This window comes from Pseudarthrobacter sp. CCNWLW207 (assembly GCF_037203945.1).
Taxonomy (GTDB): Bacteria; Actinomycetota; Actinomycetes; order Actinomycetales; family Micrococcaceae; genus Arthrobacter.
In genome coordinates, this window is the sequence record NZ_JBBCBS010000005.1 from 149,145 (window position 1) to 165,885 (window position 16,741).

At 64.2% G+C, this 16,741-nt stretch carries 16 protein-coding genes and 1 pseudogene; 12 read left to right on the plus strand and 5 right to left on the minus strand.

Going from position 1 to position 16,741, the window contains the following annotated elements; translation table 11 throughout:
• Positions 1–45: 45 nt before the first annotated feature.
• Positions 46–687 carry an NADPH-dependent F420 reductase gene (locus tag V9L17_RS10440; RefSeq protein ID WP_337351386.1) on the plus strand — a complete coding sequence of 214 codons (642 nt, stop codon included), beginning with the start codon at positions 46–48 and terminating at the stop codon, positions 685–687.
• 2 nt (positions 688–689) lie between these two features.
• On the opposite strand, the gene V9L17_RS10445 is transcribed toward V9L17_RS10440, so the two are convergent.
• The gene (locus V9L17_RS10445) at positions 690–2,075 is read right to left on the minus strand and encodes an MBL fold metallo-hydrolase (RefSeq protein WP_337351387.1); all 1,386 of its coding nucleotides are present in this window, start codon (positions 2,073–2,075) and stop codon (positions 690–692) included.
• Positions 2,076–2,280: 205 nt separating this feature from the next.
• On the opposite strand from V9L17_RS10445, the gene V9L17_RS10450 reads away from it, so the two are divergent.
• On the plus strand, positions 2,281–2,958 hold the full coding sequence (locus V9L17_RS10450; RefSeq protein WP_337351388.1) for a response regulator transcription factor: 678 nt from the start codon (positions 2,281–2,283) through the stop codon (positions 2,956–2,958).
• A 2-nt stretch (positions 2,959–2,960) separates the two neighbouring features.
• Here V9L17_RS10450 and V9L17_RS10455 read toward each other — a convergent pair whose 3' ends face one another.
• Positions 2,961–4,556 carry a GAF domain-containing sensor histidine kinase gene (locus V9L17_RS10455; protein WP_337351389.1) on the minus strand — a complete coding sequence of 532 codons (1,596 nt, stop codon included), beginning with the start codon at positions 4,554–4,556 and terminating at the stop codon, positions 2,961–2,963.
• Between V9L17_RS10455 and V9L17_RS10460 the strand changes: the two genes are divergently transcribed.
• From V9L17_RS10460 to V9L17_RS10495, 8 genes are all read left to right on the plus strand, one after another.
• Positions 4,467–5,084 (plus strand): zinc-binding dehydrogenase, encoded by a 618-nt coding sequence (locus V9L17_RS10460; protein ID WP_443198032.1) that lies wholly within the window; start codon positions 4,467–4,469, stop codon positions 5,082–5,084. The genes V9L17_RS10455 and V9L17_RS10460 overlap by 90 nt on opposite strands.
• A 75-nt stretch (positions 5,085–5,159) precedes the next feature.
• Positions 5,160–5,630: a universal stress protein gene (locus V9L17_RS10465; protein WP_337351390.1), complete on the plus strand. Its 471-nt coding sequence runs from the start codon at positions 5,160–5,162 to the stop codon at positions 5,628–5,630.
• Positions 5,614–6,129, plus strand: coding sequence for a universal stress protein (locus V9L17_RS10470; protein ID WP_337351391.1), 516 nt, complete (start codon positions 5,614–5,616; stop codon positions 6,127–6,129). The genes V9L17_RS10465 and V9L17_RS10470 overlap by 17 nt, the downstream gene beginning before the upstream one ends.
• Complete coding sequence (locus V9L17_RS10475) at positions 6,116–6,991, plus strand: universal stress protein (RefSeq protein WP_337351392.1); 876 nt, start codon at positions 6,116–6,118, stop codon at positions 6,989–6,991. Before V9L17_RS10470 ends, V9L17_RS10475 begins: the two co-directional genes overlap by 14 nt.
• Before the next feature lie 125 nt (positions 6,992–7,116).
• Positions 7,117–8,172, plus strand: coding sequence for a zinc-dependent alcohol dehydrogenase family protein (locus tag V9L17_RS10480; protein ID WP_337351393.1), 1,056 nt, complete (start codon positions 7,117–7,119; stop codon positions 8,170–8,172).
• Entirely contained in the window at positions 8,169–8,627 is a 459-nt protein-coding gene (locus V9L17_RS10485; protein WP_337351394.1) for a flavodoxin family protein, read from the plus strand. The genes V9L17_RS10480 and V9L17_RS10485 overlap by 4 nt, the downstream gene beginning before the upstream one ends.
• Entirely contained in the window at positions 8,624–9,154 is a 531-nt protein-coding gene (locus V9L17_RS10490; protein WP_337351395.1) for a flavodoxin family protein, read from the plus strand. The genes V9L17_RS10485 and V9L17_RS10490 overlap by 4 nt, the downstream gene beginning before the upstream one ends.
• The gene (locus V9L17_RS10495; RefSeq protein ID WP_337351396.1) at positions 9,155–11,614 is read left to right on the plus strand and encodes an HAD-IC family P-type ATPase; all 2,460 of its coding nucleotides are present in this window, start codon (positions 9,155–9,157) and stop codon (positions 11,612–11,614) included.
• On the opposite strand, the gene V9L17_RS10500 is transcribed toward V9L17_RS10495, so the two are convergent.
• On the minus strand, positions 11,611–12,075 hold the full coding sequence (locus V9L17_RS10500) for a pyridoxamine 5'-phosphate oxidase family protein (RefSeq protein ID WP_337351397.1): 465 nt from the start codon (positions 12,073–12,075) through the stop codon (positions 11,611–11,613). The two genes, V9L17_RS10495 and V9L17_RS10500, sit on opposite strands and share 4 nt — an antisense overlap.
• Before the next feature lie 38 nt (positions 12,076–12,113).
• Between V9L17_RS10500 and V9L17_RS10505 the strand changes: the two are divergent.
• Positions 12,114–12,362: pseudogene (locus tag V9L17_RS10505) on the plus strand (VOC family protein); the annotation flags it as partial.
• A 429-nt stretch (positions 12,363–12,791) separates the two neighbouring features.
• Entirely contained in the window at positions 12,792–13,214 is a 423-nt protein-coding gene (locus V9L17_RS10510) for an Hsp20/alpha crystallin family protein (RefSeq protein WP_337351398.1), read from the plus strand.
• Between the two features lie 20 nt (positions 13,215–13,234).
• On the opposite strand, the gene V9L17_RS10515 is transcribed toward V9L17_RS10510, so the two are convergent.
• A complete protein-coding gene (locus V9L17_RS10515) occupies positions 13,235–14,260 on the minus strand; it encodes a 6-phosphofructokinase (RefSeq protein WP_337351399.1) in 1,026 nt (341 codons plus the stop codon).
• Positions 14,257–16,641 carry a phosphoenolpyruvate synthase gene (ppsA, locus tag V9L17_RS10520; protein WP_337351518.1) on the minus strand — a complete coding sequence of 795 codons (2,385 nt, stop codon included), beginning with the start codon at positions 16,639–16,641 and terminating at the stop codon, positions 14,257–14,259. The genes V9L17_RS10515 and ppsA overlap by 4 nt, the downstream gene beginning before the upstream one ends.
• Between the last annotated feature and the right edge of the window lie 100 nt (positions 16,642–16,741).

Here is a 16,741-nt window from a genome sequence, read left to right on the forward strand (position 1 = left end):
ACTGGATGGACAAGCAGACCGCGGGTAATCCAGCAAGGGAAGATCATGACCAACATCACCATTCTCGGCAGCGGACAGATGGCCCGCGCACTCGCGTCGGCGATGCTGCGGGGAAACAATCCGGTACAGATCCTTGGCCGGGATGGATCCAAGACACGCGACCTGGTGGAAAGCCTTGGACCCGGCGCCACAGGAGGCGTGGTGGGGGCCGCCGTCACAGGAGCACTAATTTTCCTGGCCATCCCGCATAAGGAAGTCCATAACGCCATCCTGGAAACCGGCGACTCCCTTGATGGCCGGGTGGTCGTGGACATCAGCAACACCGTGGACGTCACGAATTTCGACCGCCTGACCACGGAGCCGGGCACGTCCGCAGCCGAAGAAACAGCCCGCCTGTTGGAAGGCCGCGCGGATGTGGTGAAAGCGTTCAATACGACGTTCCCCACCACCCTGGAGGCTGGAAAGGTCGGCGGGCAACATCTGGACGTCTTCATCGCCGGCGACTCGGAGCAGGCCAAGGAGAAGGTGAGTGCCGTGGCAGCGGCCGCAGGACTGCGGCCCATCGACGTTGGGCCACTCCGCCGTTCCCGCGAACTTGAAGCCATCATGCTGGTTGTTATGGGCCTTCAGGTCAGCCCTGAGCATGAACACTTCAACTGGGACACCGCCCTCAGGATCTTTCCTTAGCCTTAGCGCGGGTGTTTCAGCGACACCGCTTCAAGGTGCTCTGGAACCCGGACATTCCATCCCAGTTCATGCCTGATCCGAACCCGCAAAGCGTCAGACGCGTCCGGCTCACCGTGGGTGATGTAGGTCATGCGGGGAGCTCGAGGGGCTGCGCGCATCCACTCGATGATTTCATGGGAATCCGCATGCGCTGACAGGCTGTCCATCACCACGACTTCGGCTTTGATGGGGACGTCCTCACCGAAGATCCGCAATTGCCTTGCACCACCTGCGAGGGTTGCGCCGCGTGTACCCGCGGCCTGGTATCCGCTCAGCACCACCACGTTTTTGGCATCGGGCCCGTAGGCCTGCAGATGGTGCAGGATACGGCCACCTGTGAGCATGCCGCTCGCCGAGATGATCACCATCGGCCCGCCGCGCAGGTTCAGCAGTTTGGAATCATCGACACTTCGGGTCATGGTGGCCACCCGGTACATGTCGGTGTACTCGCGTTCCTGCAGCCGGTGTTCTTCGGGGTGCCTCTGGTACATGCCTGAACCATCGATGGCCATCGGGCTGTTGAGATAAATGGGGATGTCCGGAATCGCCCCGCGCCGCCGGAGGCGTGACAGATGCAGCATCAATGTCTCGGCCCTTCCCACAGCGAAGGCGGCGATGAGGACAACGCCGTCCCTCTTTGCCGCCCTTACGATGACTTCGCCTAACTCGTCCTCCGGGTCCGTGGCCGGGTGGGTCCGGTTGCCATACGTGGACTCGGCCACCAGGACGTCAGTGGCCCCAAGAGCCCGGGGGCGATGCATCAAAGGATCATTGGGCCTGCCGAGGTCCCCCGTGAAGTGCATGTGCACGCCCTGCACGGTCAACCGGATCTGCGCGGCGCCGAGGATGTGCCCCGCTGGGACGAACGTGGCTTGGATGTCCCCGCCAAGATTAAAAGGTGTGTCAAAATCGTGCCCGTCGAAGCTGTTCAAAGACCGGACGGCATCGGCGGCGGTGTAGACCGGGAGGGGCGGGTGATGGGAGGAATAGTCGTGCAAGTCCGCGTAGCGCGCTTCTTCTTCCTGGAGGTGTCCGCTGTCGGGAAGAAGGAGCGTGCACAGTTCCGTGGTGGACGCCGTGGCGTGGACGGGCCCCCGGAAGCCGTCCCTGACCAGGGCCGGGATATAGCCGCTGTGGTCAAGGTGGGCGTGGGTCAGCAGGACAGCGTCAATGGACGCCGGAGGTACCGGAAAAGGTCCCCGGTTGCGGACGCGGATGCGTTTGAATCCCTGGAACAGACCGCAGTCGACGAGAATCCGCCGTCCCCCGGAATCAACGAGGTACCGGGACCCCGTGACTGTGTCGGTTGCTCCCAGGAAGCGAAGAGTGGCTTGGTTCTTGTCCTTCATTCCTGCTCTTTTCCGAGAAAGCCGACGGCGGTGGGACAACCTTCTCCCGGCTCCAGCGGCAGGGGTAGGGTCATTGGTCACACCCCGGGGCCCCATCTGTACGGGCCGTTGGACCCTTGTGGCATGCCCGCAGTTTCCTAAAGAATGAGTCACGCGCAGATATGCACCGCTTTCCTGTTCGAACAGCGGCGCAGAAGGGATCACGATGAATGCCTCAACAGCATCAGAGCAAGGGGCTGAACCATCCGACGGCGTTATCCGGGTGTTCATCCTTGATGACCACGAACTGGTCCGGCGGGGCCTGCAGGATCTCCTGGAAACTGAAGGATTTTCCGTCGTCGGCATGTCAGGCTCCGCTGCTGAAGCCGCCCGCCGGATTCCGGCGCTGCGCCCGGACGTGGCAATACTCGACGCCCGATTGCCGGACGGGACAGGCATCGAGGTCTGCCGCGATGTGCATTCCGTGGATGAAACGATCAATTGCCTGATCCTCACCAGCTACGACGACGAGCAGGCGTTGCGGGGCGCAGTCCTTGCCGGGGCGTCCGGGTACGTCCTCAAGGAAATAGGTGGCACCGACCTGGTCGGTGCCCTGCGCCGAGCCGCCAAGGGGGAATCCCTGTTTGACGCCGAGCTGAAGACCAGGATCGTTCAGGGACTGGCAGAACCCGAGCACGTGGACCCCAGGGTCGCGTCGTTGACCCGGCAGGAGCGCAGGGTGCTGGAGCTCGTCGGGGAGGGCCTCACAAACCGCCAAATCGGCGAACGAATGCTCCTGGCGGAAAAGACAGTCAAAAACTATGTCTCATCACTGCTCGCCAAGTTGGGTTTTGAACGGCGGACGCAGGCCGCGGTCCACGTGGCGCAGCACCACGAGCACTAGCCTCAAAATACGGGGGCCGTCCAGGTAAGTGCCGTTCCCGTTTCCGGGGAACTGGCGATGTCAAAACTTCCGCCCAGCGAGGCAGCCCTGAAGCGCATGTTCGCCAGTCCGTTGCCGGCGGAAGGCGCGCTGAATCCTGTTCCATTGTCCTGGATTTGGATGCAGACTGAGCCGTTGTCCACCGAAACTGACACGCGGATCGAATCCGCACCCGAATGTCGGACGGCGTTGCTGAGTCCTTCCGTGATCACTGCCACCATGTTCAGGGCAGTTTCCTCGTCCCGGATGGCATCAATGGGCCCCGTCAGGGTCAGCAAGGGGACGAAGGCGAGGGACTGCGCGCCGCTGCGGACTGCCTGGAGGACCCGGCTGCTGAGGAGTTCCTTCTCCCCGGCGGAGTCACTTAGCGAATAGATGGTGTTGCGAAGCTCCCGGATGGTTTCGTCCAATTCGTCGGTCACAGCCCGGATCGTCCTGGCGGCGGAGTCATCGGACATGTATCGCTGGAGACTTTGGATGCTGAGCCCTGCTGCGAACAGTCGCTGGATGACGAGGTCATGCAGGTCGCGGGCGATCCGGTCCCGGTCGGTGAAGACAGCGATCTGTTCCCGCATCCGGTGAGCCCGCGCCAGTTCAAGCGCCAAGGCGACGTGCGATCCGAAAACGGGACCCATGTCCAGATCCGTCGTGCTGAACGTCCCGGATGAACGCTCCCGCAGCAGGACCAGCAGGCCGTGGTGGGTGCCGTGGGCGCTGAGGTCTATGACCAGGAGCCGGCCAGCAGCCAGGTCCGCGCCGGCACCAAGGGCAGACGATGCGTCCTCTAACAAGGCGGCCTGGCCCGTAGTAAGGACGGCGTGTATCTCCTCAGAGTCAAACGACAACAGCCGTCCAACCCACGACGGAGCAATGTTCCCCGCACCGCCCGCTACGCGGTACAGGCCGGACGTGTCCTCCTGGACCAGGATGAGCGCAAGGGCGGAACCGGATTCCCGGAGCGCCCTTGCTGCGATCAAGTCCAGTCCCCCGGCCTGGCCCTCCGGTGCCTCCTCGTCGCCCATCATCTCGCCGGTCACGTCCATGCACGCCTGCAGCCACGCCGCCCTGCGCCGGGCGTCGTCGTAGAGCCTGGCGTTTTCAATCGCGACGCCGGCGGCCGCAGCAAGTGCCTCGGCGAGCTCCTCGTCTTCGTCCGTGAAGTCGCCGCCCCCACTTTTTTGGGTCAGGTAAAGGTTGCCAAACACAACGTCCCTCACGCGGATCGGCACGCCCAGGAAAGACTTCATCGGCGGATGGTTCTTGGGGAACCCGTAGGCGTCCGGGTGCTGGCTCAGATCATGTAGCCGCAGGGGCTTCGGATCGCGGATCAACAGGCCAAGAACGCCATGTCCTGTGGGGAGGGGGCCAATCCTGCGGGCGAGTTCCTCGTCTATCCCGACTGTGATGAAATGGCTCAGGGCCCGGTCACGTCCAATCACTCCCAAGGCCCCGTATTCAGCTTGGAGAAGGTGGCAGGCCGAACTGACCACCCTGTGCAGCACGGCCTCCAGGCTGAGGTCCTCGGCCAAGGCAACGACAGCACTCAGAAGCCCTTGCATCCGCTGCTGGGCGGGTTGCCGCAAGGGGGCAAACTCGGCATTTACGGCTTTGGCGGATCGGCCCACCTGACAGCGCAAATGGCCATGTATGAGGGTGCAAGTGTCTACGTCATGACCCGGTCCGCAGCGGCGCAGAGGCTGGCCCTTGAACTGGGGGCAGAGTTCGCCGGTCCCGCTGAGGCCGACCCGCCGGAGCCGCTGGACTCCGCGATCCTCTTCGCTCCTGTGGGCGGACTGGTACCGATAGCGCTTCGCGCGCTGGACCGCGGAGGAACCCTCGCCGTCGCCGGAATCCACCTCAGCGACATCCCGGTCCTGGACTATCAAAAGCATCTCTTTCAGGAGCGCCACCTGCGCAGTGTCACGGCCAACACGAGAGCCGACGGCCGTGAATTCCTGGCGCTGGCAGAGAAAGTGCCCCTCCGCCCCACCACTGTCCCCTACGCGTGGACCAAGGCAGACCAGGCATTGCTGGACCTGTCCCAGGACCGCTACACCGGAGCTGCAGTGTTGCTTCGCTCAGCCTGAGGCGCCGGAGGGACCGCGCGCTTTGGGTGACCTTCGGCCCTAGGCACCCGCCAGGATCCTGTGGAAAGTACTCCTATGAGTGATAGTGAACGCATCCTGGTCGGAATCGACGCTTCTGAATACTCTCCGGCCGCGTTGCGCATTGCCGGGCGGCTGGCATCCGCGTTGGCCGCTCCGTTGCACGTCATCACATGCCTGGGCCCGTCCGATTTCTATCTTCCGCAAAACCTGCATCCCGGGGGTGACCCGGCCAGCGCGGCGGAGCTCACGGCGATTGCCCGGCGGCTCATGGAACAGGCCATCGACAGGGCGTTCGGCCCGGAACGCCCCGAACACCTCTCAGCCCTTGTCAAGGCGGGATCACCGGCGAAGGTCCTCGTAGAGGAAAGCCGCGACGCCCAACTGCTCGTTGTCGGAAGGCGGGGCCGCGGGGGCCTGCTCGGCCAGCTTCTGGGTTCAGTGAGCGCCGCATGTGCAGCACACGCGCATTGCCCGGTGCTGGTCGTCAGCCAGGATCCCGAGGACGACCATGGAACACGTCCCTGAAGTGCCGGCAATAGTCGTAGGCGTGGACGGAAGCGCTCCTTCGCTCCTCGCATTGCGCTGGGCCGGCGCATTGGCGCCGCTGCTCAAGGCCCGCATCCGGGCCGTGACCTGCTGGCAGTTCCAGATCGCCCTCGGCACCTTCATCCCGGTCATCTGGGACCCTGAAGAGGAGGCCCGGAAGGTCTGTGCCGCGGCCGTGGACACGGCCTTCGACGGCACTCCTCCTGCCGGACTTGAAATGGTCGCCGCCCAAGGTCAGGCGGCCAAGGTCCTGGTCGAAGAAAGCAGGAAGGCCCAGTTGGTGGTCGTGGGCGGCCGTGGCCACGGAGGATTTGAAGGGCTCCTGCTGGGTGCGGTGAGCGCAACGGTGGCGGAGCACGCAAAATGCCCGGTCCTCGTGGCGCACGGCACTGATCTGCCGGCAGGCCTCATCGTTCGTCCCGGGACGGCTTCCGCGGAGGACGGCGGCCAGTCCGGGTCCAGCCATGCCCACACCTGACCGCATCGTTGTTGGCTACGACGGATCGGAGGAGGCGGCACTGGCCGTACGTTGGGCTGCGCGGCACGCAACGCTATTGGACTGCGAACTGCAGGTGGTTCATTGCTCACTGTGGCCGTTGCTGACCAACGACCTTGGACCCGTCAAAGGCATACCCGGAAGCGGGCTGCAACATCAGGCGCAGGCCATCCTTGATCAGGGCGAAGCTGAGGCGCTGTCCGTCGAGCCCAGGCTCAGTATCCGGAGCAGCCTCCTGTACGGACTCCCCGCGGGCCATCTCCGCCGGATCGCGGATGATGCGCGAATGCTGGTTCTTGGCAGCCGCGGGATCGGTGGCTTTATGGGACTCCTGGTTGGATCCGTATGCCTGGAACTCGCGGCGACGGCCCCTTGTCCCGTGGCGGTCATTCGATTCGATCAGAACCCCAAAGGGCGCATCATAGTGGGAATTGACTCATCCGGTTCGCCGGACACCTTGGGGATGGCCTGTGACCTGGCCAGTGCTGCGGGAGCGGACCTGACGATCATCCACGTCGTCAGACCGCATGATGCCGCGGCCAACGAGGCCAGAGCGGGGCAGGGAGCGGCCCGTCGTCTCCTGATGGAGGCGGCTGACAGTGCCCAGGCCCAGGCTCCGGACGTAGCTGTGGACCAGCGCATCGCGCAGGACAGTTCCATTCCGCGGGCGCTCCTCAACGCGGCCCGCGGCGCCGCCCTCCTCGTCGTCGGTAGCAAGGGCCAGGGGATCCTGCGGGGAACCATCGGATCCAATGCCCATGCGGTCCTTCACCATGCCAAGGGCCCTGTCCTCATCTTCCGGCAGCCGGAACCCGGCGGGACCGCCGACAATGCGCGGGCCTGAGCGGCCGCCGTCGGACTTCCGGGACCTTTGTCCCTTACCGCCGAGGCAACCCGGTGTCATCGTTGAGGCTGGAGCAGCATTCCGCGTGCAGTGGAACACATGATCAGCAAGAGGCAGGAACGGTTATGAAAGCCATCGTTTACGGAGGTCCCGGGAAAAAGTCCTGGACGGAGGTACCCGATCCGTCAATCCGGAACCCCACCGATGCCATCGTCAAGGTGGACACCACCACCATCTGCGGGACGGACTTGCATATCCTCAAAGGCGATGTGCCGGCTGTGACCAAAGGAAGAATCCTGGGCCACGAGGGTGTGGGAACCATTACTGAGGTGGGGCCGTCGGTGACCAGCCTGAAACCGGGCGACCGCGTGATCATCTCCTGCATCAAGTCCTGCGGCCACTGTGCCAACTGCAAGGCCGGCCTCTATTCGCACTGTATGGGCGAGGAGGGCGCCGCGGGCATCGGCTGGGTCTTCGGCCACCTGATCGACGGCACGCAAGCCGAATACGTGCGGGTCCCCTACGCCGAAAACTCCCTGCACGTGCTGCCCGACGGCGTCAGCGACGAACAGGCCGTCATGCTGTCGGACATCCTCCCCACGGGCTTCGAAATCGGCGTCCAGTACGGCCGGGTCAAACCCGGCGATACGGTGGCGGTGGTCGGGGCAGGTCCGGTCGGGCTGGCCGCAATCGCCACCGCAGGGCTCTATGGAGCCGCCACCATCGTCGCCATCGACCTTGATGCGAACCGCTTGGAGAAGTCCCGGGAGTTCGGCGCCACCAATGTTGTCCTCTCAGGCGACGCCGACTGGAAGGAACAGGTGCTGGGGCTCACCGACGGCCAAGGGGTTGATGTGGCCATCGAGGCGGTGGGCATTCCCGCGACATTCAGCATGTGCACGGAGATCGTCCGGCCAGGCGGGAATGTCGCCAACGTTGGCGTACACGGCAAGTCAGTGGAATTGCACGTGGAGAACCTCTGGATCCAGAACATCAACATCAGCATGGGACTCGTGAACGCCAACACCACCCCGATGCTGCTGAAGCTTGTGGCACAAGACAAGCTGCCGGCGGAAAAGTTCGCGACACACCGCTTCCGCTTTGACCAGTTCATGGACGCCTACGACACCTTCGCCCGGGCCGCGGAAACCAACGCCCTGAAAGTGGTGATCACCGCATGAAAGGCTACGTTGTTTACGACTCCGCATTCGGGAACACCCAGGCGGTTGCAGAGGCCATCGCCCAAGGCCTCAAACCCATCCGGGCTGCGGCAGTGTCCGTGACCGATTTCAAACCTGGCAGCCTGGCAGGTGGCGACCTCCTCGTCGTCGGCTCCCCCATCAACGGTTGGCGGCCCACGCCCAAAATCACAGAACTTCTGGGGCAGTTGGGCAACGGCAAGCTCAGGGGCATCAAGGCGGCCGCATTCGACACCCGCGTCCGGTTCTTCATCCATGGCGACGCCGCCAGGAAGATCACCAAACTGCTCACGGAAGGCGGCGCCCACATCATTTCCCACCCCACCCCGTTCTACGTCCGGGGTACCGAAGGGCCGCTGCGCGCCGGAGAACTGGACAGAGCAGCAACCTGGGCCAGGAACCTGGCCTCGGCACTCGAGCAGAAGGCAACGCCATGAAAGCAGCAATCGTTTACGAATCCCTCTACGGCAACACCCACGCCATCGCCGATGCGATTGCGCAAGGGCTGGTAGGGGTGGCCGACCCACAGGTGATGTCCGTCGAGGAGGCAGGACAGACCCAGCCCACCGCCACGGACCTCCTGGTGGTGGGAGGGCCGACCCACATCCACGGCATGAGCAGGAAGCCAATGTGGGAACTGGCAGTCAAAGACGCCCTTGAACACCCGGAGAAGGGGCTGGTTCCGGACGCCGCTGCGGGAGGGCCGGGCTTGCGGTCCTGGTTCGATGCCTTGGACAAGGCAACCGGGAAAGCGGCCGCTTTCGACACGCGGCTGGAGGGCAACGAACTGCTGACCGGTCACGCATCCAAGGGCATCGCAAAACGGCTCAAGAAACATGGCCTTGAGCTCATCGCCGAGCCTGCGAGCTTCCTCGTCGACGACACCAACCAGCTTTTGCCGGGTGAACTGGACCGGGCGCGCGAATGGGGGAAAACCCTGGGCGCGGCTCTCTCGGCATCCTGAGTGAGCCGAGTGGGCACGGCAGCGGCACCCTATCCGCCCGGAGCTGACGCTCCCGCAGGAACCGGTCTCTCCGCGGCGGACGTCAAGGAACGAACGCTTGCGGGGCTGGGCAACGGTGCCCCGGACAACTCGAGCAGAACACTGCGGGAGATTGTCCGGGCCAACGTGCTGACCCTTTTCAACGGGATCGTAGGCGGCTGTTTCCTGCTGTTGCTGGTGCTGGGTCAGTGGCAGGACGCGCTTTTCGGTTTCGCCGCACTCAGCAACGCCGTCATCGGCGTAGTCCAGGAGTTCAGGGCCAAGAGGCTGCTTGACCGGCTCGCTGTCATGGATGCCCCAGCCGCCCGGGTGCTCCGCGATGGCCGGGTTCAGGAAATTGCCGTCGCCGACGTGGTCCTGGGTGACATCGCCGTTCTGCAGGCCGGCGACCAGGTGGTGGCGGACGCCGTCATCGTCGACGACACTGGACTGGAAGTTGACGAGTCCCTCCTCACGGGTGAGTCCGAACCCGTGGACAAGGACCCGGGCTCGACAGTGCTCTCCGGCTCCACCATCACGGCCGGCCAGGGCAGGGCGCGGGTGGTTGCCGTGGGTGCCGGCTCATACGCGAACCGGCTCACTGCGGAGGCGAAACGTTTCTCCCTGGTCAACTCCGAGATCCGCAACGGGATAAACCGTGTCCTTCACTGGATCAGCTGGGCCCTCCTGCCCGTCGTGGCGATCGTCACCAACGGCCAGATGCAGGCAAAGGGCGGCTGGGAGGCCGCTTTCCGCACCGGGGCGTGGGTGGAAGCCGTCGTTGGCGCCGTAGCCGGGGCCATCGCCATGATCCCTCTGGGCCTGGTGCTGATGACCAGCGTTGCCTTCGCCGTTGGGGGTGTGCGGCTGGCCCGCCAAAACGTGCTGGTGCAGGAGCTTGCGGCGGTGGAGGGGCTGGCCCGTGTGGACGTACTGTGCATCGACAAAACCGGTACGCTCACGGAGGGTACGGTGGTTTTCGACGGCGTCCACCGGGCTGGACGGGCCCCTGTCCAGGGCTGGAGGGAGGCACTGGGATGGTTCGGCGCGGACCCCCACGCCAATGCCACAGCCCGCTGCCTGGCCAGCAGCTTCGCCTTCGACGGCAACCGGGCTCCCGCCGCCGTCGTGCCTTTCTCCTCCGCCAGGAAGTGGAGCGCTGCGAGTTTTCATCCGCCGCACCCGGCCGCGGGAACGTGGGTGTTTGGTGCACCCGAGATGGTGCTGCTGGAGAACAGTGGCGCCACCAGTGACGTCCTGACCCGGTCCCGCCGTCTCGCCTCGGCGGGTTTGCGCACGCTGGTATTGGCTTACTCGCAGGACGTTGTGCCCACAGGGGATCCGGACGACGTGCAGCTACCCGCAGGGCTTACAGCAACCATGCTCGTGACGTTCCGGGAAAAGGTCCGCCCGGATGCGGCGCAGACGCTGTCCTATTTCCGCCGGCAGGGCGTTACCGTGAAGATCCTCTCCGGCGATGACCACCGGACGGTCACTTCGGTGGCTCGTGAAGTGGGGGTCGACGTCGGCGAGGGCTACGACGCACGGCACCTGCCCCCAGATCCGAACCTGATGGAGGAAACGCTGGGTCACTTTTCCGTGTTCGGCCGCGTCACACCTGCACAGAAAAAGGACATGGTTTTGGCGCTGCAGAGAATGGGCCACACCGTCGCCATGACGGGCGATGGCGTCAATGACGCGCTGGCCTTGAAGGAAGCGGACATCGGCATCGCCATGGACACGGCGGCGCCGGCCACCAAAGCGGTGGCCCGCATGGTGCTGTTGGATGGGCGCTTCGACCGGCTTCCGGCCGTCCTCGCGGAGGGCCGGCAGGTCATCGCCAATATTGAGCGGGTCTCGGTGCTGTTCCTAAGCAAGACGATGTACGCCGTGGCCCTGTCCGTGGCGTTCGGAGCGCTGATGTGGAGTTTTCCGTTCCTGCCCCGGCAGCTCTCAGCCACCGACGGGCTCACGATCGGCATCCCTGCGTTCTTTTTGGCCCTCATGAGCAACCCCCGCCGCTACCGGCCCGGATTCTTGAAACGGTCACTGACCATGGCGGTCCCAGCCGGAATCATCGTCACGGCGGCGCTCCTGGCTGTGCAGGTGTATTCCGTGGCGGCGGGCGGCTTCAGCGCTGAAGCGAACCGCACAGCCTCGGTCATGACGCTGTCCCTGGTTGCCCTGAGCGTGCTGGCGGCTGTCAGCCGTCCCGTCAGCACCCTGCGCCTGGCGATCATCGCTTCCATGTGCCTCGGTCTGGTCCTGCTGATGACCGTCCCCATCCTGCAGGAATTCTTTATGCTCGAATGGCCTCCGACGGAGCTCTCGGCTGTCGCCATTGGCGCCGCCGCCGTCGGCATCCTTGGGGTTCTGGCGCTGAGCAGCTACCACACACGGCGGTACCCCGTCGATGGTCCGGAGAAGGTGACGCGGCCCTAGAGCCAGTCCGCTGTAAAGTCCTGCGGCGGCCACCAGCGCGTGCGCGGCGAAACCGCAAACCTTCGCCCGGAGACTTCCGCCGGGACAACCTGGATGAGATGCTCCTTGAGCCCGGGCTGCCAGGGTTCGCGGTCAGGACCAGCGTCCTGGAGGGTCGCCAAATCTCCGTCAAACGGAACAGGAACTCCCTTGACCACAACGCTCCACACTTCAGTGGCGTAGGCATTCATCCCGTCCGCCTCAAAGGCCACGGCGGCTCCGGTGAGAAGGGCCCGGAGTTTCGTGCCCGGCGCAGTACGGAAAACCACCGCTTCTCCGACAATCATGAAGTTCAAGGGAAAGATCTCGGGGACGGCACCGTTGACCACGGCCAGCCGCCCTACATAGGAGGACCTCAGGTACTTCCAGCAGTCAGCCGGGGCGAGGACTTCCGTGTGGGATTCCGATGGGGAGCTGCTCATGCAACTGATCCTAGCCCTCCGCTTCGGGGCCAATGAGATTGTCAATCGTCGTTGCTCTGGCAGGATCGGATGCAGCCGAGGGCCAAACAGCGGTTCGGCTCGAAGGCATCATGCTCTCGCTGCTGGGAACCGCCGAACCGCCGGTCCTCCACGAGTGGTTCGACAAACTCTCCGTTGACGGGTCGGTGCTCGACCCACTCTCGCCAAAGCCTTGGGGCGCGTCCGATGGCCAAGTCATTGATCGTCATGGACTTCACTGGCTTGTCGGATATGAGCCCGCGGCGTGAACGACGCCCAATTTGCTTGTTCAGCCGGCGCGCCTGTCTGACCGTTCTGCGCGGGACGCGGTGCTCCCGGCCAAGAGACCGGATCGATAAACGCCTGGTCCTGGCGTCTCCGCGTATCCTCGCGAAAAGCTCCACTCTCGACTCCATCACTGCCTTCCGCTGTTGGAAAACCTCCTGATGGAATCAACCGTGGAGTTGGCTCTCAACTGAAGCTGCGATTCATCAACCGGCGAGCCGCGAAGTGGGCCCCAACCAGACTGCAAACCCGGTCCCCACTCAAACTGCCATAAGCAGGCCCAACCTGAGCCGCAGTCAGGGCACGTCTTCCAGGCACTCAGGACCAAAGCCTCTGGGTCCTCCCGGCCCTGTGCCCGACCCTTAAGGAGTCGGGCAAAGATGCCCGACCGTCATCCAAGCAAGGAGGCAGACATGGCTGATCTGATGAAATGGTTTGACACCCGGCGCTCCCCCGTCGAGATGATTGAAAGGCTTTTCGAAGGTGACACCGCGGCGTCTGGGATCCGCGTTGAAGAATTGATTGAAGGCAACACCCTGGTGGTCCGGGCCGAACTGCCCGGGATCGATCCGGACAAGGACGTCAGCGTGACGATCGTTGACGGCGCCCTTGAGATCAAGGCCGAGCGCAGGGAGAAGTCCGAGCAAAAGGACAAGGACAGCTACCGTTCGGAGTTCCGCTATGGTTCGTTTGTCCGCAGGCTCGCCTTGCCCGACGGCGTTCAACAGGATGACATCACCGCGTCCTACAAGGACGGGGTGCTGGAGGTCCGGACACCGGTGCCCACGGCCGCCCAGCAGCCCCCCGCGAGGAAGATCGAGATAACACGCGGCTAGCAGCAGGGCCCGGCAACGGATCAGCCGAACAGGACCGCTGCCTCCTGGTAACGGTCCTCGGGCACGGTCTTGAGCCGGCCCAGCGCAGCGTCAAATCCGACGTTCACGACGCTCGTTCCCCGCAAGGAAACCATGGTCCCCCAACGGCCGGCGGCAGCGGAATCAACAGCTGCCATGCCGAGCCTCATGGCCAGCACCCTGTCAAAGGCGGTGGGGGCTCCACCCCGCTGGATGTGCCCCAAAACTGTGGCCCGGGTTTTGATCCCGGTCAGCTGCTGCAGTTCATGCTCAAGCAGCATGCCGATTCCGCCGAGCCGCGGCCTGCCGAACGTGTCAAGGCCCCGGGGTGAGTAGGGTTTGTCCTGGCCCTCCAGGGTGAAGGCCTCCGCGACAACCACCAACGGCGCCCGGCCGCGGTCGCGTGCGGACTGCACCCACCCGGCAACCTGTCCCAACGAAACCGGATGTTCCGGGATGAGGATGGCGTGGGCGCCCGAAGCCATCCCCGCATGAAGGGCTATCCAGCCAGCGTTCCGGCCCATGACTTCGGCGATCATGCAGCGGTGATGCGACTCCCCCGTGGTGCGCAGCCGGTCGATGGCCTCTGTCGCCGTCTGGACTGCCGTGTCGAATCCGAAGGTGAAATCCGTGGCGTCGAGGTCGTTGTCGATGGTCTTGGGGACTCCCACAACGTTGATCCCCTGGGTTGACAGTTCCTGCGCGGCCGCCAAGGTGCCCTCGCCGCCGATGGCCAGCAGGCCGTCGATGCCAAGGCGGCGGAGGCTTTCGCCGAGCGCCCCCACTCCGCCTGAGGTGAGGGGATTGGTCCGCGATGTGCCAAGGATGGTCCCGCCCAGGAGGGCAAGCCCCCGCACTGCATGGCGCGGCAAGGGGATGACATCCCCGTCCAGCACCCCTTTCCATCCGTCCCGGAAGCCGACGAAGTCGTACCCGTGGGAAATGACGCCGCTCAGCACGGCGCCGCGGATCACGGCATTGAGTCCGGGGCAGTCTCCGCCGCTGGTCAGGATGCCAAGCCTGGTCATCGTTCCTGGTTCTCGGCCGCAGCGATCACCGGAACCGTCTTGAGGTAAGTGTCGGGGTTGAGCGAAATGGAGTCGATACCCTCTCTCACCAGGAACTCCGCGAAGTCCGGGTGGTTGCTGGGGCCCTGGCCACAGATACCGATCTTGATCCCGGCCGCATGGGCCCTGCCTATGACCTGTGCGATCATCGAAGTCACGGCTTCGTCCCTCTCGTCAAAAAGCCCGGCCAGCTGTTCGGAGTCGCGGTCAACGCCCAGGACAAGCTGTGTCAGGTCATTGGACCCGATGGAGAATCCGTCGAAGCGCCTGGCGAATTCCGACGCGAGGATGACGTTCGAGGGAATCTCGCACATCATGTAGATCTGCAGTCCCGCCTCACCACGGACCAAGCCGTTTTCTGCCATCGCCTTAATCACCTGGTCTGCCTCGCGGAGGGTGCGGCAGAAGGGAACCATGACAATGACGTTGGAGAATCCTATGTTCTCGCGCACCCTTTTCAGTGCCCGGCATTCCAGGGCGAAACCTTCCCGGTAACGTTTGTCGTAGTAACGTGAAGCCCCCCGGAAGCCCAGCATGGGATTCTCTTCGGCAACTTCGAAGGAGCTGCCTCCGATCAGATGGGCGTATTCGTTGCTTTTGAAGTCGCTGAGCCTGACGATCACCGGATGGGGGTGGTAGGGCGCGGCAATCTTCCCAATGCCCGTGGCCAGGGCATCAACGAAGTATTCCTCAAGGTCGGTGTAGCCGTGCGTGAGCTCCCTGATGCGTTCAGCCTCGTCGGGATCTGTAACGCGTTCCGGGTGCACCAACGCCATGGGATGGATCCGGATGAGGTTGCTGATGATAAATTCCATCCGGGCAAGGCCCACCCCTGCCGCAGGCAGGCGCCACCACTGGAAGGCCGCTGACGGGCTCGCGATGTTGACCATGACGGCTGTGCGGGTCTGAGGCAGCGCACCGAGGTCCACCTCTTCGACGTCGAACGCGAGGGTGCCGTCGTAGACTTCCCCGTCTTCACCACCCGCGCAGGACAGTGTGATGGGCGCCCCCTCCGCAAGGACGGACGTGCCGTTGCCCGTCCCCACCACGGCGGGTACGCCCAGTTCCCTGCTGACGATTGCGGCGTGGCTCGTGGGGCCGCCGTGGTCGGTGACGATGCCGGCAGCGCGCTGCATGATGGGAACCCAGTCGGGGTCAGTCATGTGGGTGACCAGGATGGCGCCGTCACGGAATTTTTCGATGTCGCGGGCGTCCCTGACCACACAGGCGGTGCCATGTGCGATCGATTCACCGATCGCCGCACCCGAGGCAAGCCGGGGGCCTGACTCGCGCAGCTGGTAGACGCGGAAAACGGATCCGCTGCGCCGCGCCTGGACAGTCTCCGGCCGTGCCTGGACCATAAAGAGCTCGCCGGTGGACCCGTCCCTGGCCCACTCCATGTCCATCGGACACCCGTAGTGGTCCTCCACCGCCACAGCCCACCGCGCCAGGACCAAAATCTCGGAATCAGTGAGTACAAGCGAGCGCCGTTCCTGCGCAGTCGTGTCGACTGTCCTGGTGCGCGCGTGCCCTCCCCGGCTGTAAATCATCTTCCGTTCCTTCGAACCGATGGTCTTCTCGATGATCGGTGTAAATTGTGGGGCGGACAGCAGCGGCTTGAAAACCTGGTACTTGTCGGGGTTGATGGTGCCCTGGACCACCGTTTCCCCCAGCCCCCACGCGGCGCTGATCAGGACGCTGCCCGGAAAACCCGACTCTGTGTCGATGGAGAACATCACCCCGGATGCGCCAAGGTCTGAACGCACCATCCTTTGCACGCCGATGGACAGCGCCACGTCCAGGTGGTCGAACCCCTTGATTTCCCGATAGCTGATGGCCCGGTCGGTGAACAGGGAGGCATAGCATCGCCTGCAGGCATCCATCAGTTCGCGCTCGCCGGAGACGTTAAGGAATGTCTCCTGCTGGCCGGCGAAGCTGGCGTCCGGAAGGTCCTCCGCCGTGGCACTGCTGCGCACGGCAACCGAAGCCCGGTCCTGCCCTGCCCGCTGTGAGAGGGCCCGGTAGTGTTCCCTGATGTCGGCGGCGATGTCTGGCGGAAACTGCCCGTCAAGGATGAGTTCCCGGATGGCTTCGCCGGCTTCCCGCAGGCTGGTCCGGCCCGCCCGGTAGTCATCGACTGACGCGCGGATCCCGGGTTCGAGGCCGTTGGCGGCGACGAACGCCCGATATGCGGCGGCGGTGGTGGCAAAGCCCTCCGGTACGCGGACGCCTGAACTTACCAGCGAGCGTGTCAACTCACCCAGCGATGCGTTCTTCCCGCCCACACTGGGCACATCGCCCATTCCTACGTCTTCGAACCACACCACGTGAACGTCAGTCATCGTCGTCCTTGCCTTCATGGCACGATCCTCCCGGGTGAGCACGGGTAGCAGCAGAGGCTTTGGTCCTGCGGACTCCGGCCTGGGAATGGCGGCCACGGGC